The sequence below is a fragment of the Allolucifera butyrica genome (assembly GCF_900476375.1).
Taxonomy (GTDB): Bacteria; Bacillota; Negativicutes; order Sporomusales; family UPPP01; genus Lucifera; species Lucifera butyrica.
Map to the genome: position 1 here is coordinate 20,152 of NZ_UPPP01000055.1, position 19,499 is coordinate 39,650.

Annotated in this window: 20 protein-coding genes; 14 read left to right on the plus strand and 6 right to left on the minus strand. The window is 46.7% G+C overall.

Translation table 11 applies throughout. The features are described from left to right. Positions 1–14: 14 nt before the first annotated feature. The 12 genes from LUCIF_RS02745 (at position 15) to LUCIF_RS02800 (ending at position 12,080) form a co-directional block, all read left to right on the plus strand. Positions 15–1,091 carry a glycosyltransferase gene (locus tag LUCIF_RS02745; RefSeq protein ID WP_122626345.1) on the plus strand — a complete coding sequence of 359 codons (1,077 nt, stop codon included), beginning with the start codon at positions 15–17 and terminating at the stop codon, positions 1,089–1,091. Beyond that, positions 1,073–2,278 (plus strand): O-antigen ligase family protein, encoded by a 1,206-nt coding sequence (locus tag LUCIF_RS02750; protein ID WP_122626346.1) that lies wholly within the window; start codon positions 1,073–1,075, stop codon positions 2,276–2,278. Before LUCIF_RS02745 ends, LUCIF_RS02750 begins: the two co-directional genes overlap by 19 nt. Then, positions 2,250–3,434, plus strand: a complete 1,185-nt coding sequence (locus tag LUCIF_RS02755; protein WP_122626347.1) for a glycosyltransferase — start codon at positions 2,250–2,252, stop codon at positions 3,432–3,434. The genes LUCIF_RS02750 and LUCIF_RS02755 overlap by 29 nt, the downstream gene beginning before the upstream one ends. Further along, positions 3,419–4,642: a capsular polysaccharide export protein, LipB/KpsS family gene (locus LUCIF_RS02760; protein WP_122626348.1), complete on the plus strand. Its 1,224-nt coding sequence runs from the start codon at positions 3,419–3,421 to the stop codon at positions 4,640–4,642. Before LUCIF_RS02755 ends, LUCIF_RS02760 begins: the two co-directional genes overlap by 16 nt. Beyond that, positions 4,636–5,277, plus strand: coding sequence for a YdcF family protein (locus LUCIF_RS02765; RefSeq protein WP_122626349.1), 642 nt, complete (start codon positions 4,636–4,638; stop codon positions 5,275–5,277). The genes LUCIF_RS02760 and LUCIF_RS02765 overlap by 7 nt, the downstream gene beginning before the upstream one ends. A 64-nt stretch (positions 5,278–5,341) precedes the next feature. After that, a complete protein-coding gene (locus LUCIF_RS02770; RefSeq protein ID WP_165865864.1) occupies positions 5,342–7,861 on the plus strand; it encodes an AMP-binding protein in 2,520 nt (839 codons plus the stop codon). A 25-nt stretch (positions 7,862–7,886) separates the two neighbouring features. After that, positions 7,887–8,120 carry a sulfurtransferase TusA family protein gene (locus LUCIF_RS02775; RefSeq protein WP_122626351.1) on the plus strand — a complete coding sequence of 78 codons (234 nt, stop codon included), beginning with the start codon at positions 7,887–7,889 and terminating at the stop codon, positions 8,118–8,120. Positions 8,121–8,322: 202 nt separating this feature from the next. Next, positions 8,323–8,991, plus strand: coding sequence for a YeeE/YedE thiosulfate transporter family protein (locus LUCIF_RS02780; RefSeq protein ID WP_122626352.1), 669 nt, complete (start codon positions 8,323–8,325; stop codon positions 8,989–8,991). Positions 8,992–9,017: 26 nt separating this feature from the next. Then, positions 9,018–9,245: a sulfurtransferase TusA family protein gene (locus LUCIF_RS02785; protein WP_122626353.1), complete on the plus strand. Its 228-nt coding sequence runs from the start codon at positions 9,018–9,020 to the stop codon at positions 9,243–9,245. A gap of 13 nt (positions 9,246–9,258) precedes the next feature. Continuing rightward, positions 9,259–9,807, plus strand: coding sequence for a YeeE/YedE thiosulfate transporter family protein (locus LUCIF_RS02790; RefSeq protein WP_122626354.1), 549 nt, complete (start codon positions 9,259–9,261; stop codon positions 9,805–9,807). 8 nt (positions 9,808–9,815) lie between these two features. Next, on the plus strand, positions 9,816–11,048 hold the full coding sequence (locus tag LUCIF_RS02795; RefSeq protein WP_122626355.1) for an FAD-dependent oxidoreductase: 1,233 nt from the start codon (positions 9,816–9,818) through the stop codon (positions 11,046–11,048). Between the two features lie 105 nt (positions 11,049–11,153). After that, the gene (locus LUCIF_RS02800) at positions 11,154–12,080 is read left to right on the plus strand and encodes a sulfurtransferase (protein WP_122626356.1); all 927 of its coding nucleotides are present in this window, start codon (positions 11,154–11,156) and stop codon (positions 12,078–12,080) included. 37 nt (positions 12,081–12,117) lie between these two features. Here the strand turns inward: LUCIF_RS02800 and LUCIF_RS25925 are convergent, their stop codons facing one another. Continuing rightward, complete coding sequence (locus LUCIF_RS25925; protein ID WP_165865865.1) at positions 12,118–12,333, minus strand: hypothetical protein; 216 nt, start codon at positions 12,331–12,333, stop codon at positions 12,118–12,120. Positions 12,334–12,467: 134 nt separating this feature from the next. On the opposite strand from LUCIF_RS25925, the gene LUCIF_RS02805 reads away from it, so the two are divergent. Together LUCIF_RS02805 and LUCIF_RS02810 are read left to right on the plus strand one after the other, a co-directional pair. Beyond that, positions 12,468–13,373 carry a LysR substrate-binding domain-containing protein gene (locus tag LUCIF_RS02805; protein WP_122626357.1) on the plus strand — a complete coding sequence of 302 codons (906 nt, stop codon included), beginning with the start codon at positions 12,468–12,470 and terminating at the stop codon, positions 13,371–13,373. Positions 13,374–13,539: 166 nt separating this feature from the next. After that, positions 13,540–14,073 carry a DUF1003 domain-containing protein gene (locus tag LUCIF_RS02810; protein WP_122626358.1) on the plus strand — a complete coding sequence of 178 codons (534 nt, stop codon included), beginning with the start codon at positions 13,540–13,542 and terminating at the stop codon, positions 14,071–14,073. Here LUCIF_RS02810 and LUCIF_RS02815 read toward each other — a convergent pair. The 5 genes from LUCIF_RS02815 to LUCIF_RS02835 all read right to left on the minus strand — a co-directional run bounded on the left by LUCIF_RS02815 (position 14,062) and on the right by LUCIF_RS02835 (position 19,435). Next, the gene (locus LUCIF_RS02815; RefSeq protein WP_122626359.1) at positions 14,062–14,919 is read right to left on the minus strand and encodes a CoB--CoM heterodisulfide reductase iron-sulfur subunit B family protein; all 858 of its coding nucleotides are present in this window, start codon (positions 14,917–14,919) and stop codon (positions 14,062–14,064) included. The genes LUCIF_RS02810 and LUCIF_RS02815 overlap by 12 nt on opposite strands. Further along, complete coding sequence (locus LUCIF_RS02820) at positions 14,916–15,872, minus strand: succinate dehydrogenase/fumarate reductase iron-sulfur subunit (protein WP_122626360.1); 957 nt, start codon at positions 15,870–15,872, stop codon at positions 14,916–14,918. Before LUCIF_RS02820 ends, LUCIF_RS02815 begins: the two co-directional genes overlap by 4 nt. After that, entirely contained in the window at positions 15,872–17,581 is a 1,710-nt protein-coding gene (locus LUCIF_RS02825; RefSeq protein WP_122626361.1) for an FAD-binding protein, read from the minus strand. Before LUCIF_RS02825 ends, LUCIF_RS02820 begins: the two co-directional genes overlap by 1 nt. Before the next feature lie 124 nt (positions 17,582–17,705). Then, positions 17,706–18,932: a methyl-accepting chemotaxis protein gene (locus LUCIF_RS02830; RefSeq protein ID WP_122626362.1), complete on the minus strand. Its 1,227-nt coding sequence runs from the start codon at positions 18,930–18,932 to the stop codon at positions 17,706–17,708. Positions 18,933–18,955: 23 nt separating this feature from the next. Continuing rightward, positions 18,956–19,435, minus strand: a complete 480-nt coding sequence (locus LUCIF_RS02835; protein WP_122626363.1) for a PTS sugar transporter subunit IIA — start codon at positions 19,433–19,435, stop codon at positions 18,956–18,958. Positions 19,436–19,499: the final 64 nt, after the last annotated feature.

Sequence of the window (19,499 nt, forward strand, 5' to 3'; positions counted from 1 at the left end):
TGTGGAGGAAATTTATGATTTTAATTTTTTCCCGGTACGCTTTTGGCTCTATAGTAGGTGGAGTGGAATCAAGAGTTAAATCTATTGATGAATTTTTTGCTGATCACAAACGTATATATATTGACTTTCGATCTAACACGGCAAAGATTGTTACCCATACTGTATCCGATAAAATTACCACCATTCAGTGCCGATTGTTCCGACATCTTCCTTATATCATATTATTACTTTGGCGCTCTGATGTTGTTTACTGTCATACTCTGGGATATGCGTTTCGTATATTGCCTTTTTTTCTATTTAAAAAAGTAATTGTAGACTTTCATGGAGCTGGTCCGGAAGAAGCGTTGGTTTTGACCGGTAGCAGATTTCGGTACTTTGTGCTCCGGATATTTGAATATCTTGCTTGCCGATTATCCTATCGAGTCGTTGTGGTTACCGAGAGGCTGTTTAGTCATTTTGAAAAACTGTATGGACTGCAAAGAGATAAGACATTTATTATACCTATACTACCGCCGCCGTGGGTTGAACCAGAAGAAAATTTATTCCTGCGTCGCTACACTGTCTATAGCGGCAGTCTGCATAAATGGCAAATGATTGATTTTATGCTACACTCTATTGCAAAAAGTAAAACTCCATACCCCATCCTGTTATTAACTGGTGAAACTCAAGACATGCAGGTGAAAGTTAACTGCCTGGCAACAGAAGTTCAGGAAAAAATTTATATAACTACAGTTTGCCGTGAGCAATTGGATGACTATTACAAACAGTCCATTTTAGGGTTCGTATTGAGAGATGAATCAGTGATTAATAAAGTAGCTTGTCCTACAAAACTGGTTGATTATATAAATAATGGCATTATACCGGTAATGTACTCAAGACAGATAGGGGATTTCGGCGACATTCTGAGTATTTCTATTGAAGAATATATAAATGGTACGCTTCCGAACGAGGATGAATTACAGCGAATTCGGGCGCATAATCACTATGTATTTCAGGCCATCTACAATAAATGCCGGATTAATATTCAAGCCTTGCAGCGAGCTGTTGATTCATGTTGTAACAGGAGAAAAAAATGCAACCAAATGGTTTGATCCCCAAAACGCTGGCCTGGGTTATTGTTTTTTCCCAGACTTTATGGATTATGCCTTTTACGATCGAGTGGCCTATCTACCGTATAGGGGTGGTCATTGCGGCCTGTTTTTTTCTATACATTGTCCGTAAGAATCTATTAACTTATAATGACATTGTTCTTTTAGTTGCACTACTCTTTATTCCAGCTATATGGTTCGGACTGGAGGCAGCTATAGCCGGTAATATCCAAATATTTAAAACTGCGATTGTCTATTCCCTGTTTATAATTTCCGGGTTTACTCTGTATAAATGCTGCTCTCTTGCTTATCTATGCGGAATCTTACGTGTCTTTGTTCTAATTAATTTGATTTTAATTCCAATCTGGTCCATTAACGGTAAAGCGGAGGTGTATACACCGGCAGACTCTAGGCTTGATAGTATGAGAGTACTCAACTGGTGCGGAATAGATCAGAAAATAGTCGTTTATAAGGACGGCATTCAACGCTTTGGCGGATTTACCCGAAACCCGAATATTTTAGCATGTTTAGCGTTTATCGGTAGCATTGGTTTCTTTGTGAACAAGACTAGACGCAGTGAAAAGATTTTGTGGACAATAGCACTCATTATGCTATTGTGGGCAACTCAATCCCGAGGAACACTAGTCTTGTTGGGAATATTCGTAATAGTTTTGACTTTTGCTGCCATTGAAAAGAAGGCGCATCGTATGTTGTTTATCAGCACTATTATGGGGTTAGACAGTATAATTTTCACTATAATGAGTCATTTGCGAGTAGGCAGCGATATAAGTTCGGGTAGGCTTAACCAAGGGCGTTTGGCATTTAGTAGCCTCGATATCCATAGCATTTGGCTTGGATTCGGTTATAATCAGTCTTACGAAAAACTTAGCAAAGTGCTTCATGTTTCATATGGCATTGATAACACTTACTTGACAATGTTAATTGAACATGGGATTATCGGCTCGATTGTCCTTTTCTCCTGTTTGGCGTTTGCGATCCTATATGCTTATCATTGCCAGAAAGCAGCTTCGAAAAAAAAGAAAGCGGTTTATATAGCATTTTTTTTGGCTTGGCTTGTCTATTCAGGATTTGAAACAGCATTTTTCAAAAACATATTTAATCAAACATTTGTGACTTTCTTAATTCTCACTTATACCAGTGATGAAAATGGCATATGTAAAACAGGGTGATCACATGCGGCCGATAAAGATTCTTTATATTATTTCTTCTCTGCGTCGCTGCGGGCCAACAACGGTATTACTCAACATTATGAATTCTTTGGACCGAAAGCTTTTTGAGGTTAGAGTCATGACATTATCACCTGAGGGGAGTGATTCTCTTGCCTCAACTGTTCAAGATGCTGGTTTTAAGATATACTTCGGGAACTGTGACCGATTGAGAGGGTTATACAGTGTACGCCGGCATATTTTAGCTGTTATCGACCAATTTCAGCCCGATATTACCCATTCGCACGGTGTGCGGCCGGACATCATAAACGCTTTTGTAAATAATAAGACAGTTACTTTTTCGACCATACATAACTCGTTAAATGGAGTTTACAAGCTCAAATACGGGAAATTAACCGGAGAAATGATGGATATCCTCCAATTGGCTGCAATAAAACGCATCCGCTATCCGGTTGCTTGTGCAAAGACACTTGCCGAAGAATTGAAATCTAATTATGGGATAAATACGGCGATCGTTTCTAATGGGATCGATTTGTCAGTATTTAATGGTACATCAACTAAAACTAAAAAAGAACTTCTCATTGAGCTTAATCTGCCTGATGCATCTCTTGTATTTGTTACATCCGGTGCCTTGACGGCTTGGAAGGACCCATTTTTAATAATGAATGCCTTTACTGCTTCGGCTATAGGTAAAAAAGCGGTATTAGTAATTTGCGGCGATGGTCCTTTAAGAGAAGCTTGCCAAAAGCAAGTTGCCGGGAATCCACGGATTTATTTTACCGGCAATGTTTGCAATATCAAGTCTTATTTAATGGCGGCCGATTACTTCATATCGGCCTCAAAAATTGAGGGCCTGCCCAATGCAGTCCTTGAGGCTATGGCTTGTTATCTGCCGGTTATATTATCGGACATTCCGGCTCACCGGGAAATTTTAGCTTATGATTATCGAGCAGGAATACTGTTTGATCAAGCCCATTCGGAAAATCTTATCAGAACATTGGATAATTTGGATTTTATCACTAGTGATACCGGTCTCTATGCTCGAAAAGTTATAAAGAACCATTTTTCTAAAGAGATCATGACTGGAAAGTACGCAGCATTGTATGAAATGGCGTGTTCTCAAAGCGATAGGGAGAGGGGACTATGGCCCAAGGCATAATAATTATTGTTGAAAGTTATGTTCGCTGGATTTTTTTTAGCCGTATGCAAAAGGCCATGGAGCAACTAGGAGTCCGCTTATTGTATTTCACAACTTGTCCTTCCGTGTATTTTAGCGCGAAAAAGGCCGGGGCCGATATTAAGATGCTTGCCTTGAATAATACTGCATTTAACGGCTCAATGGAACCGGAATGTTATGAAAATACTTTAGATGTAAAATCAGGTGAGCTAAGTAGAGCAAGTGCCCAAAAGGTCGCACGGAGTATCTATGCAAATCTGTTGGCGGCAAATAAATCAATGAATGCTGATACCCTTTTTATATATAACGGCACTACCATCTTAGGGGCCGTCGCTACGCAGTTTGCTCGCGATCAGGGCTTAAAAACCCTTTTTTTTGAACTAGCCAACCTGCCGGGAAAGATGTTTGTTGATCCCGAAGGGATCGGCGGCTTCTCCCGTTTGTACCGTAGTACATCCATATTAAAGAACTACACTTGCAATTTAAAAGAATTCGAAACATGGCGACGATCTTTTATCGCTGAAAAGCTAAACAACTCTAATGTCCCCCAGGTAGTATTCGGTAAAAGCTCAATGCAAGACTACCTGTTCTATACCGGTGATAAGCTGTATTTCGCCTTTCTCACCAAAGAACCAATAAAATATATTCTGAATTACGGGGATAAATTTAGCAAGGCTTTTTCTAAACACGTAGCTTTGCAGTATGATTCATCTGAAAGTTTCGCGCACACTTCTTATATTTTTTTTCCAATGCAAGTGAGCCATGATAGTCAAATACTAATCCATAGCAATTTCGATAACTTTACGGCGATAAAAAAAGCCTATTCATTATCACGGAAAATGGGAGCGAATTTGGTAGTTAAGCCTCACCCCGCCGAAACAGACCGGGAATATCTGGGTAAAGTATATAATCTAAAACGTCAGCTTGGTTTCTACCTGGTTTCAGACAATACGATAAAGCTCATACAGAATGCACAAGCTATTATTACAATTAATTCGACAGTAGGACTGGAAGCAAAAATCATGAAAAGAAATGTTTATGTGCTGGGAAGAGCAATATATGCCAACTTTGATGAAAATATGTTGGCGAGCTATGTAATGAAATATCTGTTGAATATCAATTACTTTTCCTTTGATCCAATTTCAACAGATACAGCCTGTTTGTTGCTGGAAAGGGCTGATATATGTTGACTCAACGCCTAAAATTACTGCCGGCAGCTATTTTTTTAATCCTTATAGCCTTCTATCTTTTGCCTGATGCGGGCAGCTGGCTGGCAGTCAATCCTTCCGGGAGTACTGTTTCTCAAAAATATGATGTCATTATTCTTTTATGCGGTGAAAGAGATGGCAGGATTGAAACAGCTTTAACAGCGTATCAAGAAAATCTAGCGCCCCAAATTATTGTTTCGGGAGGTCCAATTTATGTCAGCGGCAAAAGCGAAGCATATTTTGTCGGACAAATATTAGTTAAACTTGGTGTACCCCAAAAGGCTATCTTGATCGAACCCAACTCTGCCAGCACCTGGGAGAATGCTCTTTTTTCCAAAAAGCTGATGATAAACAAAGGTTTTCACTCAGCACTTGTTGTTACATCTGATTATCATATGCGTAGAGCCTGCGCAATTTTTCGTTTTGTGTTTCATCAGGCCGGATTCAGGGTTGGATACTTGCCGGCCCCGTCTGACCGGTTTAATCCTTACCAATGGTGGACGTCACAAAGTTCAATTGTTCTTGTAATTAAAGAGTACGCAAAAATGATTTATAACTTTTGCTTACATCGGTTCACCATTGCAGATTTGATTGAAAAAAATTATAATATGCGCTAATCAATATTCCGAGGTTGTATTTGTTTTGCCGGCGGCAAGATCGCCAGAGGGGAGTCTGAACATTTTGAGAAAGATATCAGAAAATATACTTGAGCCAATTTTCTGCCACGCCCAATCACGACCCAAGGAAGCAGCGATCCTATCACCGGATCAAGGTGAAATTACCTATGAAAAGTTGGTCTCAATGATTACCGCCACTTTGGAATTGCTCCGGAGTGCCGGTGTAAAACTGGGAGATAGAACGGCTGTCGCTTTAAAAAGCGGTCCCGAATTCGGTATTACCGCTTTAGCCGTCATTGGTCTGGGCACATGCGTCCCGCTTAACTGGCGATTGACGGAGGACGAGATCAAAAAGCAGATAAAATTCAACGGAGTTAAGAATGTCATTGTACCGTATGGACAGCAAACATTGGCAGAACAGGTCGGGGTGAAACTGGGACTAAATGTGATCAGACTTTCTTCTCTGCCAACGGTAGATCGCATTGGAGCTAATTTCAGTAAGACCGAAGAAGTTGCTTTATTGATGAACACATCGGGTACAACGGATGCTCCAAAAACTATTCCAATTACCCACGAGATGCTGTGCCACTCAGTTCAAAATACGGCTGCCGCGTTCCGGCTCAGGACGTCAGACCGGTGTTTAAATACCGCACAGCTTTTCAATGTTCACGGGTTTGTGATCGGTTTTTTGGTTACGTTGACGTCAGGTGGAGCCACGATTCTTATGCCCACCTTCCAGCCGGCTCTGTTTTTCGAATTACTGGAAAAGTACCGCCCGACGTGGTACACAGCTACGCCGGCGGTTCATCATTCAGTCGTGGATTATTTTTCTAGCCGTGAGCATCGTCCGGATACAGGTTCGCTCCGGTTTATACGTTCCGCAGCGGCTTCATGCCCGGTCCGTTTAGTGGAGGCATTGGAAGCGAATTTCAAAGTTCCGTTTATTAATGCCTATGGTATGACTGAGACTTCGTCACAAGTCACCAGCATCCCGTTTCCTCCAGCCAAGCGCAAAAATGGATCGGTTGGAATATCAAACGGAAACGAAATTAGGATTCTGGGCAGTGACGGAAAGTCTCAGCGGGCTTACATGCCGGGAGAAATTGCGGTCAAGGGGAAAACGGTGTTTGCTGGGTACGAAAATAATGCCGCTGCAAACGAAGCGGCGTTTTGCGATACATGGTTCAAGACCGGGGACGAAGGTTATCTGGATTCCGAGGGCTATCTATTTGTCACCGGACGCTCGAAAGAGATCATAAACAAAGGCGGGCTAAAGATCTATCCATCCAGTATTGAAGATACCGTCTTACGCCATCCTGCAGTTCTTGATGCTGCAATATTTCCCATCCCCCACGAAAGGATGGGGGAAGAGATCGCGTTGGCAATTGTCGTTAAAGAAGGACAGGAGCTTGCAGACAGGGACATCATTAACTTCATAGCAAGCCAGGTCGCCTATTATGAAGTTCCTTCGGCTATCTTGAGGCTGGACTCAATTCCGAGAAGCCCCGCAGGAAAAATACAGCGGCACAAGCTTAATGAAGTATGGCTTAGCCGAAAATGTGACGTAGCCCGTGTGAGCCCACGGAATAATGTGGAGCAAAGAATCTACGAGGCCTGGAGGGAAATTCTCCGCAAGGATACCATGTCAATTTTTGACGACTTCTTTTTAACCGGCGGTGATAGTCTATCCGCTGCTTCACTGGCGGTAAGTCTTTCGGCAGAATTTGAAACCGAACTCTTCACGTCCGAGATTTACCGGCACCGTACTATCGAACAACAGGCTACGCTACTTGATTCTTGCGAACATATAAGGGAGAGCGAATTGGTCCCACTCCGGGAAGCTGGTAACCATCCTCCGCTGTTTGTCATTCATGCCCTGGACGGCGATATTATTCAGTACTACAAGTTGATTCCCTATATCGACAACAACACACCGCTCTACGGGATTCGCTATATATCCTGCGACAAAGATCGACTCAACGGTCGCGTGGACATAAGGCGAATAGCCCAGCGGTATGTACGACTGATCCAAAATAAACAGCCAAAAGGGCCGTATCTTTTACTTGGATGGTCCCTGGGGGGGGTTCTGGCGTATGAAATATCCCAACAACTTCGGGGCCAAGGACAGAAAGTAGCATTCCTGGGAATAGTGGACTCACAGTATCCGGGATTTTGTATTCAGCACTCCGTCTGGAAGCGGCTTTCTGTACATGGTAAAAGGCTGATCCGCATGGATCCGCTAAATGCAGTTGGCTACATTCGGGGACGGATTGCTACATTATTTGACGGGAAGAGCCCTAATTTAAATAATGTAGACCTGATGGCGGCGAGGTCCTTGTACGTACCTCAATCATATCAAGGCGAAGCGTTTTTATTTCAGGCGAAAGAACAGAATCAAGCGCCCTATTATGTTACGGTCGGATTGGAATGGGAGAATGTCGTCAGCAAACTGAAAGTTGTTCAGGTCGAAGGAAATCACTTTTCTATCTGGAGCGAATGCAACGTAGAAAAGTTAAGCCGAAGCATTATGGCTTGCCTGCAAGAGGCGCTGGACAATTCCATCAAAAAGAATGTATCCTCGTAAATTAACAATGTAATGAGGTGATGGAATGACTGAAAAATTTATCAATGCTCTGGGTGACTTTTGTCCCGTTCCAACCATCAAAGTGCATAAAGCAATGACGAATATGCAGCCGGGAGATAAAATCACTCTGCTCACCGACCATAGTTGCACGGTGACAACGCTGAAAGAGGAGATGTCCAAGAGGAAGCTTGATTTTAAGGTAGCAGAAGTGGATTATGGTATCTGGGAAATAACTATTAGCCTATGGACAGTTCCTTAGCAGACAAATTTTGGTGGCGTGGTGCTTATCATTATTATAAGGTTACCTTATAATAAGATAATAAGTGTGAATTTTACAAACAATTTCAATGCAATTATAATGAAATAAGGGTAAATGGTGAAAAGCTTCACAATTACCGGCCGTTGAACGCGGATTTGCGCGCATCCGCATCGGCAATAAGGATGAGAAAGGAGGAGCTATAGTGGAGGAAGTTATCAAAAGCACAATCATCAGAAAGCGATCACAGGCGGTCCCCCGCAAGAATCAGACCGCTCATCAAATCGCTGCCCTGGTAATTGTCGTCGGTGGCGCGGTTTTACTCGCCAGGGGCGGAGCTATCTTCAGTATCATCTGGTTCCTCGGTATCGGCTTAGGGCTGGTTCTGCAAAAGAGCCGCTTCTGTTTTACGGCTTCACTGCGGGACCCGATCCTGACCGGCAGCACCACTTTGACCAGAGCCACCATTATCGCATTTGCCGTGGCTACCGTCGGCTTTGCCGCTCTGCAGTTTTCCACCCTCCTCAAAGGCGGGCATCTTATCGGCTTTGTCGCGCCGGTGGGTATCCACATTGCTCTGGGGTCGATGCTGTTCGGCATCGGGATGGTTATCTCGGGCGGCTGCGCTTCCGGGACGCTCATGCGAATGGGCGAAGGCTTCGTAATGCAATGGATATCCCTTATCGGCTTCATCGGTGGTTCGGTGTTGGGGGCAATCCAATACGGCTGGTGGGCGGTGCATTTTTTCAGAACGTCGCATGCAATATATCTGCCGAACGTCTTCGGCTGGGCCGGAGCATTTTTCGGCCAACTGGCCTTGCTGGCCGCGCTGTACGTTGTGGCGACCTGGTGGGAATATCGTAAATTAAATTAGTTATAGTTAAGAGGAGGAAATGAATCATGGCCGAATTTACTCTGGATTGTCTGGGTGAGGCTTGCCCCATTCCGGTTTTGAAAGTCCAAAAGAAATTGCCCGAATTGAAGGCGGGCGACGTACTTATCGTAAACATCGATCACAGCTGTGCCCTGAAAAACGTCCCCGAGTTTGCCCGAAAAGAAGGGTATAACGTCGAAATTGAAGAGGTGGATGACGGCGTCTGGGATATCTTTATTGAGAAGTCCGCATAGGAGCTGATGATTGATGACAACGAGAGCGGCTCAGGAGATCGAGAAACTGAAAAAGGCTGTTCTGAAAGATGCTTGGCCGTATTGGCTGGGCGGTATCCTGCTTGGTATCGGCAATATTGTCGTTTTCATTTACATGGCTTCGCCGTGGGGCGTGACAACCGCCTTTGTGTTCTGGGGGGCCTGGATTTATCAGCTGTTCGGCGGGCATCCGGAAACATGGTCGTTTTTCGCCATGCAGCCGTGGGCGTTGCAAGCCTTGCATGCCGGGTTCCTCAAGAATGGTATGTCGATATTGAACGCCGGCGTTGTTGCCGGGGCGTTCTTATCGGTTGTCTCAGCTTCCCAGTTCAGGATCAAAAAGATCAAGTCTTGGCGGCAGGTGGCCGCGGCCCTGGTCGGCGGGCTGCTCATGGGATACGGTGCCAGGCTGGCCTTCGGTTGTAATATCGGCTCATATTTCAGCGGCATCGCCTCGATGTCGCTGCATGGATGGGTTTACGGCGTCTTCATTTTTGTTGGCGCGTACATCGGCAGTAAATTGCTGGTAAAATATTTGATGTAGGTGAAAACATGGAAAAAAAACGCGAATACTACGATGTAGCGATTATCGGCGGCGGGGCCGCCGGTTTGACGGCCGCCATTTACTGCGGCAGGGCGCGGCTTAAGACAATTTTATTCGAGAAAGCCTTGACCGGCGGACTGGCCACTTACACCAGCGAAATCGAAAACTACCCCGGTTTTCCTGAGGGAATTTCCGGAATCAACTTAATGAAGCTATTCGAGAAACAGGCGAAAAAGTTCGGGGTGGACTTTAAGCTTACGGCGATCAAAGAAGCTTGTCTTGGCGCCCCTGAGAAGGTGATTAGCACGTTTCGGGCCGACTATGTCGCCAAGGCCGTTATCGTCGCTTCCGGCGGCAAACCCCGCCTGACTGGGGCGCTTGGCGAAGAGGCCTTCCTTTACGACAAAGGGATTTCCTTTTGTGCTACCTGTGATGCCGCATACTATACCGGCAAGTCGATAATGGTCGTTGGGAGCGGTGATGCGGCGATAGAGGAAGCCATGTTTTTGACCAAATTCGCCAAACGGGTCCAGATATCGGTTATTCATGACAAGGGTATAGTCGATGCCAACGAGGTGGCCAAAGAGCAAGCCTTTGCCAATCCCAAGCTGGAATTCATCTGGAACACTGTGGTCCATGAATTCAAAGGCCAGGACAGACTGAACCAGGTAGTATTGAAGAATATTAAAACCGAAGAACGGATCCCGGTTGACGTCGACGGCTGTTTCTTATTCATCGGCTATCTGCCCGATACGGAAATTTTCAAAGGAAAAGTCAATATGGATTCCCGAGGGTACATTGTCACCAACGAGACCATGGAGACAAATTTGCCGGGCGTTTTCGCCGTGGGCGACGTACGGGTCAAAGGTCTGCGCCAGGTGGCAACCGCCGTTGGCGACGGTGCCATTGGCGGTGTGGCCGCTGAACGTTATCTGGCCGAATCCGCTTATTTTGAACAAAAGATCATGGGTGAGCAGCAGCCGACCTTGGTTTACTGCTGGAACCCGATTGACCCCGCGTGCCGCTCAATTATGGCTGAAGTAGAAAAGCTGAAAGAAAAGTATAAAGAGCAGATTAAAGTTGTCACCGTGGATATGTATAAAGCCGCCAGCTTGGCCGAGCGGCTAAATATAAGGCAGGCACCGTCTTTTGCGCTTGTAAAGGACCGTGCGATCTGTTGCACAGTGACCGAATGCTCTTGCGTTGACAGTGTGGAACAGGAAATAAAGAAAGTGATTTAGCTAATCTTATAGGTACCGGTAGTACCAATGACAGGTCAAACGGCTTATGTTTTCCTCTACAGGGAGAGAAAACACTCTATTTGCTAAAAAAGGGGGATATATTTTATGTCCAAAACGAGGTTTTCCGTTATTGTGGTGGCCCTTTTACTGTCTTTGGCCTTTTGTTTTCCCAGTTTAGCTTTTGCTAACCCTAATATTATTACAACGGATCAGGCTGCCCAACTGTTGAACAATGATAATATCATTGTTATCGACACAAGGGCGGAAAAAAGTTACCTTCAAGGTCATTTACCAAATGCCGTCAATTTAACAAACGAGATGCTAAGTGAAAAACGTGGTGACGTTGTAGGGCTGGTTCCCTACAATAACCAGCTGGGAGAAAAGCTCTCCAACTTTGGTTTGAGGCCAGATGCTACATATATCATATATTCCGGTGAAAATATTGATAACCCGGCGCTCTTCCTTACCAACGCAACAAGGATAGCGGCTATTTTATATTGGGCTGGTGCAAAAGATATTTGTTATATGGATGGCGGTTATGAAAAGTGGGTGGATGAGAATAAGCCCATACAAGCCGGCGAATTTAGTTTGCCAAAATCAGACTTCGTTATAGAAAGAAACAAGACAACAGTATTTGCTTTTTTACCCTTTGTTAAATGGGCAATTAACCACGAAAATCAAATCCAACTGGTTGACGCAAGAAATCAAGCTCAGTTTAGCGGTCAAGATACAAAAGACAAAAGACTAGCTAGATTTGGACATTTTCCTGGCGCAAAATGGCTTTTTGTCGCCAATTATATGCAAAAGGAAAAAAATTATTGGGTAATTAAACCAAAATCAGAAATTGAAGCATTGCTGCAAAAGGCTGATGTAGATATCAATAAACCCATAATTTCTTACTGCAACACGGGGCATTTAGCAAGTGGGCTTTGGTTTATCGGACAGGCTGAATTTAATACGAAATTAGTTACGGACTATGATGGTTCGATGGCGGAAGCTTCACGTGTAAGCGATGTGCCAATAGTAAAATAGTCAAATAATTTTGCAGAGAGGGCGTCCCTAAAGCACATCAGCCTTTGGGACGCTCCTCTTTTTTCTCTGGTTTTTGTTTTGGCGAAATTGCTACTAATCGAGGGAATTTCATAATTCCCATTAAAGTTAATTCTAGTTTTGCACCCCAATTGGCATAACTGTCATCGTCCGAGATTCTTTCCGGGTACTGACTTTTCATAAGCGTCAATGGCACTGGCGCCGCTTGCAACTGCTTCGCCAGATATGAGGCCATCTGCAGCAGCGGTATTTATTAAAGCAGAAAAAAGGTCCTGCGTTTGAAATTCCATGCTTTTCTGATAAGTATATAATTTTCATATATTTAATGTTATTATAAGGGTAACTTATATTTATGATGGGGTGATATCGATGAATATTTCACTCTTAAAAGCTTTTCGGGCAATAACAGAAGAGGGATCTTTTTCGAAGGCTGCCGAACGACTTTTTATATCGCAGCCGGCTCTGAGCCAAAATATTAAATGGCTCGAAAATTACTACAGTGTTCCGTTGATAAAACGAAATCATCATGGCTTGTCCCTAACTGAAGCCGGTGAAATACTATATAAACACGCACTTAAGCTTACAGAAATGTCTGATCGAATGGAAGAAGATATGAAAGCTTTACGATCTTCCCTGGATGATAGTCTCTCGGTTGGTGCCACCAGCGTGATCGGAGGATATGCTGTACCTTGCAGTATTTTTATTTTTAAAAGAAAACGGCCTCATGCCATTATTAAATTGAAAATGGGAAACCGTCACCAACTTTTAGAACAATTACAGAAAGATGTTATTGATATAGCTATTATTGAGGGCGCCAGACCCGACAATAATTTTTGCTCAAACGAAATACATATTGAAGAAATGGTTGTAGTTGCTCCTAATAATGATCAATGGAATACCAATACTAATACTGAGCTAAGTTTAGAAGACTTTCTTAAATTTCCGCTTATAATGCGGGAGGAAGGGTCATCTACACGGTGGGCGGTTGAGCGGACTTTAACTCAGGCGAAGATAAGTTTGCGAGATCTCAATGTTATAATGGAACTGAATAGTGTAGATTCAATTAAAGCTGTGGTGGAAGCCGGACATGGTGTCTCCATTTTACCAAGAGTAGCGGTTAAAAAAGAGCTTTATACTAAAACCCTTCGTGCCCTGCAGGTTGAAAACTTAGCTTTTTCACAGCTAGTTCATATTGTGTATAAAAGAAAAAATCATCGAACGATTGCAACGGAATTTATAAAACTAATGAAATCGACTGCAAATGGCTTTTGTTAAGTGTTTTTTCGGATTGTGATTTATTAGTTTGAGAGCAGATTGAACTTTAGCCCTGCGCTGCGAGCCGAAAACCGCGTTAGCGGTTTTCTTTTTTTAGTGGGTAAAAGAGACAGCTGCCGCATACCTTATATCGGATGGATATGGTTTGAAGACGGGAGGATGGGGTATGGCTGGAAAGGGGTACCAGAAAGGACCGGCCGCTTATTATCGCTGCCGGTCCCCTGTAATTTCCAACCTCAACCGGGAGTTTGACGAGAATTTGACCCTGGGGCAAAAAGTTGCCGATGCGGTAGCCCGGGTTGTGGGAAGCTGGACATTTATCATTATTCAAAGCATACTAATTCTAATTTGGATGAGTATGAACCTTTATTTGGCCTATGCGGTCACGTTTCAATCCGACTTTTGGCGGGCCTGGGACCCATACCCGTTCATTTTGCTTAATCTGGTGCTTAGTTTTCAGGCGGCGTATACCGGACCGGTTGTGATGATGAGCCAAAACCGGCAGGCTGAGAAGGACCGTTTGATGGCCGAACACGATTATACAATTAACCGCAAGGCCCAGGAAGAGATTGAGGTGATAATGCAGCACCTGGTTTATCATGACGGGCGGCTGCAGGAAATTATGTCCCGGTTGGACCGTTTAAGCGCAGACAATCATTCCGGCATAGGTGTTAAGCCAACGGCCGGTTCAGAAACCTAGTTTTGCAGTATTCGCCACATGACGATTGAGTCCCAGTTCCCGGGGGCTTAGACCAAGGGCCAGGCCAATGAGCTGCGACAGGTGCAGGACGGGCATTTCGGTTGCGGTGCCGACGGCTTGGCGGCCTTCCGGCTGATACATGTCAAGCTGCATCTGGCACAGCGGGCAGGGGGTGACGATTGCGTCGGCTCCGGCAGCGGCGGCGCTGGTAATGGTTTGTCCTGTCATATGGTGCACGTCGGTTTCAGCGGTAAAAACGGCATGAAAACCACAGCATTTCAGTTTGGCATCAAATTCAACCGGTTGAGCGCCTAAGGCAAGGATCAGGTCTTCCAGGGAATGAGGATTTACAGGATCTTCAAAGTTCATAACGGCAGGCGGCCGTAAAATATGACAGCCGTAGTAAGGTGCAATTCTTAAGCCCGTCAGGGGACGGCAGACTTTTTGCCGCAGGGCATCCAGGCCGTAATCACGGATGAGCGCCCACAACAAATGGGTAACTTCACTGCTGCCTTCATACTGGATATTGCCGGCTGCCAAAAAGTGGTTGGCCTTTTCTTTCATTCCCTGGTCCAATTTGGTTTTGGCCTGGCGCAGCATGAGGGTACAGGTGTTGCATACCGTTACCAGCGGTAATTTTAAGGCTTCCGCCAAGGCAATGTTGCGGGCATTGATGGTAACGGCCGCTATTTCGTCCACATCTTGTACATGGGAGGCGCCGCAGCAGGTCCAGCCTTCCAGTTCAATCAGTTCAATTCCCAAAGCCCGGGCGATGTGTAATGTCGCCTGACGGGCTTCGCCGGCGGCTCCCTCCAGTACACAGCCGGGAAACAGTGCATATCTCATTGCTTTTGCTCCTCCTTTACGGCCCGGAGGATAGCCCGGACTTCTTCAATCCCCTTTATCTTCGCGGGAAAGGCGTGGAGCGGATTGAGTTTGCCCCGGCGCAGCAGACGCAGAGCAAACGGCAGCCGGGTTATTGATTTAAGCAATCCCTCCGTTTTAAGGGCCAGTTTCGGTTCATTCAGCCGCCCGGAAGCCGCGATGTCGTCCAGAAAGGCCAGGGCGTGACGGGCGCCGGGGTTGTTGATCATGCCCCGACGGATGGATTCCTGGCGCAGTTTGGCGATATCCTGGCCGGGGGCCACTTTTTTGGGGCATTTGGTAACGCATTCCACGCAGTGCATGCATTTCCACAAGCCGTGTTTATAAGCCGGCCGCAAATGTTCCAGAGGAGCTTTGTCGCGAGAGTCGGCAACAAACTTTTGAGCTCTCGAATAAATAAACGGTTCGTAAAAGTCGGTTTGGCCGGCAGTGAGTTTGGAACATTCGGAAACGCAGGCGCCGCATAAAATACAGCCTGCCTGAGTATTAATTTCCTTAAAAGCGGCGTCGCTTTGCCGGCAGCCTTCTGTAGCACTGAATTCATCCCGGGGTATAAGCCAGGGTTTCACTTCTGTCAGCCGTTCGGTTTTCGGCTGCCAATCGATAACCAGGTCCCGGATGACTTTAAAATTTTGTAACGGTTCCAGGTAAAGGGTATCGGTCTGAAAGCGGTCGAGCATAGTATCCAAGGGGGTTTCACAGGCCAGTACGGCCTGACCGTTGACGCGGACGGCGCAGGCGCCGCATACGGCTGAACGGCAGGAAGCAGTAAAAGTAAGGGTTGGGTCAAGTTTCTCCTTAATTTCCAGCAAGCCCCATAGGATGGTTTTGCCGGGCCGATGGTCAAAAGTATATTCCTGCAAAAAACGTTTTGAACCATCAAATCGCTGAATTCTATATGTTATCCGGTTCATTAGTAATTCCTTTCTGCCGGTGGATATTTGGTAATGCTGACCGGTCGGTATGCGATTTGATAACGGGAGTCTTTCAGCGATACAAGGGTATGAGACAAAAAGTTTTCGTCGTCCCGCTGTGGATAATCCTCCCGTAAATGGCAGCCGCGGCTTTCCCGGCGGTGTAAAGCGCCTAATACGACGGCTCTGGCTACGGTAAGCAGGCTGCCCAATTCGATATAATTGACAAAATTGGTATTGTAGACCCGATTTGTATCCGGCACGGCTGCGTGCTGGTATTCTTCCCAAAGCTGGTCAAGCCGCCGGGTTGCCGTTTCCATGTCCGTCTGCCGGCGGAAAACACCGACATTGTCCCACATGGTTTCCGCCAGTCTGTCCCGGATAGAGGCAACGGGCGAACCGGCGGTGCGGCCGGTGACGGAACGGAAGGTTTCTTCCCATTGGGCGGCGACGGCAGCAAGGTGGGAATTTCCGGTAAAGGTTTTTTCCCGGGAATGGCAGGCAGCGCTGCAGCCGGCTTGTTTGCCGAAAGCGATTACGTCGGCCAGGGAATTGCCGCCAAGACGATTCGCGCCGTGAATGGAAACGCAGGAGCATTCGCCGGCGGCAAATACACCGTCAATGGCGGTGGCGCAAGTGCGGTAGTCGACTACGTCAATGCCGCCCATAGAATAATGGCAGGTTGGCCGGATGGGAATGGGGGCTTTAACCGGGTCAACTTGCTCAAAAGTAATGGCCAGGTCCCGGATTTGCGGCAGCCTTTCCAGAATTTTTTCTTTACCCAGATGGCGCAGGTCCAGATGAACATAGGCCTGCATTCCTTCGCCAAAGCCGCGGCCTTCTCTGATTTCCGTTTCAATGGCCTGGGAAACCAGATCACGGGTGGCCAGTTCCATTTTTTCCGGTGTATAGCGCTGCATAAAGCGTTCACCCGGTTTGTTGAGGAGATAGCCGCCTTCACCGCGGGAAGCTTCCGACATCAGGATACCCGTTCCGGCCAGTCCGGTGGGATGAAATTGAATAAATTCGGGATCTTTCAGCGCAATACCGGCCCGAAGGCAGGCCGCCATGCCGTCGCCGGTGGAAGCAAAAGGATTGGTGGTACGCAGCCAGTACATGCGGCCGGCGCCACCGGTTGCCATAATGACTGTTTTGGCGGCAATGGATATAATTTGGCCGGTTTTTAGGTCAAGGGCAATTACACCGTGCAACTGACCGTCATTTACGACCAGATCCAGCAGGTACCATTCGCTAAAGATTTTTACGCCGTGCTTTAAGCATTGCTCATATAACGTGTGCAAAATAACATGGCCGGTTTTATCGGCCGAATAACAAGTCCGGGGCGAGGATGCGCCGCCGAAGTTGCGTTGCGCGATGAATCCTTCCCCGTTCCGGGAGAAAGGAACGCCCAAATAATCCAGTTCCCGTATGCAATCCGGCATCCGGCCGACAAAAAACTCAATGGCATCCTGGTCTCCCAGGTAGTCACTGCCTTTGACGGTATCAAAGAAATGCATGTCCAGGGAATCGGCCGGGTCGGTATTCTTTAGAACCCCGTTAATTCCTCCCTGGGCGCAGCCGGTAGCTGAACGGGTGGGAAACATTTTACTCATCAGTGCTACGCTGACGCCTGCTTGTTGTCCTGCTTCCAGAGCGGCCCGCATTCCGGCTCCGCCGCTGCCGACGACTAATACATCAAATTCAAGCATAATGCACCTCATTTGTGAAGAATTCTACATAGTACTATGTACTATCATATAACAGAGTCTGCCTTTAATCAATAATAAAACGCCCCTGGCCGGGTTGCGGCCGGAGGCGTTATTATTATGTTAGCTAGCCACGGGAATCAGCACTAAACTGGTTGATGGCGCTTTCCAGATCCAGGGTCATTTGGGCCAGTTTCTGACTGGCCGATTGGATCTGTTCCATGGGAGCCGACTGTTTTTCGATGGCGGCATAAACAGCTTGCGTCTGAGTTACCGTTTCCTGACTGATGCGTGAAATTTCCTGGATGGAGGCCAAAACATGCTGACTGCCGTCGGCAGCCTGATCCGCGGCGCCCGCCGCTTCCAGCGCCTGGGCCGACAATTGCTCGACCAGCCCGGCAATTTCCTGAAAGGCTTTCCCGGCGGCATTGACTACCGCAGCACAGGCAGTTACGTCTTTTTCTCCGGCATTTAAAGCCACATGGGCGGCGTCGATATTCTGCTGATTCTCCTGAATAAGCAAAGTAACCCGGCGGGTGGCATCCTGAGATTGCTCGGCCAGTTTTCTCACTTCATCGGCTACTACGGCGAAGCCCCGCCCCTGTTGGCCGGCCCGCGCCGCTTCGATCGCGGCATTTAGCGCCAGCAGATTGGTCTGATTGGCAATGGTGCTGATTGTATTAACAATCTGATTGATCTGATGGGAGCTTTCCATCAGTTTGCCGACAGCCTGAAAGACGTCCTGTGTACTTTGGCCGACGCGGCTCATTTGGTCGACGGACCGGTCGATTTCGCCCTGCCCGCTTTTGGTGGCGGCCGCCATTTGGGAGGCAAGATCGGTAACGGCGTGCACTTTGGCCGTTACCTGCTGCATGTTGGCGGCAATTTGTCCGGCCGCTGCCGAAGTTTCCTGCGTTTCAGCCGATTGCCGTTCGGCGCCGTAAGCAACTTCGGTGACGGAAAAAGCGACTTCGTTGGCGGCTTCCGTCGTTTGGGTGGCACTGGCCGCCACCGACTGGGAAGAAGCCGCGACCTGTCCGGCCGAATCGGCAACCTGGGAGACAAACTGGCGGATTAAGAGGCGCGGATCCTGATTCTCTTTGCCCGCCCCATTTTCGCGCGCTCCGGCGGCAGAGCCGGTGAACGCCGCAAGCCGGGTATACAAGGAAAAACTAAATCCGGCCGCAACAGCCATAGCCGCCAGGGTTGCGGCTGCCAGCCAGCCGGTAGCCGGCGTTTGTCCGGACAATGAAAAATAATAGCCGGCTAAACCGGTCACCCCGATTAAGGCGATAAAGATTACCGATACAAACCGGGTGAAGCGCAGTAATTTTTCCGCAGCGGTATAGCGCATTTGTGCCACCTCCGAAATATCAATTATTTAGCGGAAATTTCCATGATTACTTGATCTTGCCGGTCGGTAAATTTTTTGATACTTTTCACTTTTTCGTCCATGTTGGTAATTACTACGGGAGTAATGAGAGATTTTCCCTGCTGCTCAATATAGGCGCGGTCAAAGCTGATCAGGGCATCGCCCTGTTTGACCATATCGCCGGTCTTGACGTGGCCGGTAAATCCTTCCCCTTGCAAGTGCACCGTATCCAGACCGATATGAATCAGGATTTCCACGCCGTTGGCGGCGCGGAGAGCCACTGCGTGCAGCGTTTTGGCCACGAGGACCACTTCACCGGCGCAGGGGGCGGTAATGACATTTCCCTCCGGATTCACGGCGACGCCATCGCCCATATACAATTGGTTAAAGACCGGATCAGGTACGTCTTTAATATCCATTAAGGAGCCGTCAACCGGTTTGACTAGCTGGAGAGTGGGGGCTTGTTTGCTGAAAAAGTTGAACATAGTATGTATCCCACCTTAATTTCAATGATTCGGACTAAAATGATGGAGTAAACCGGAGGTCCTG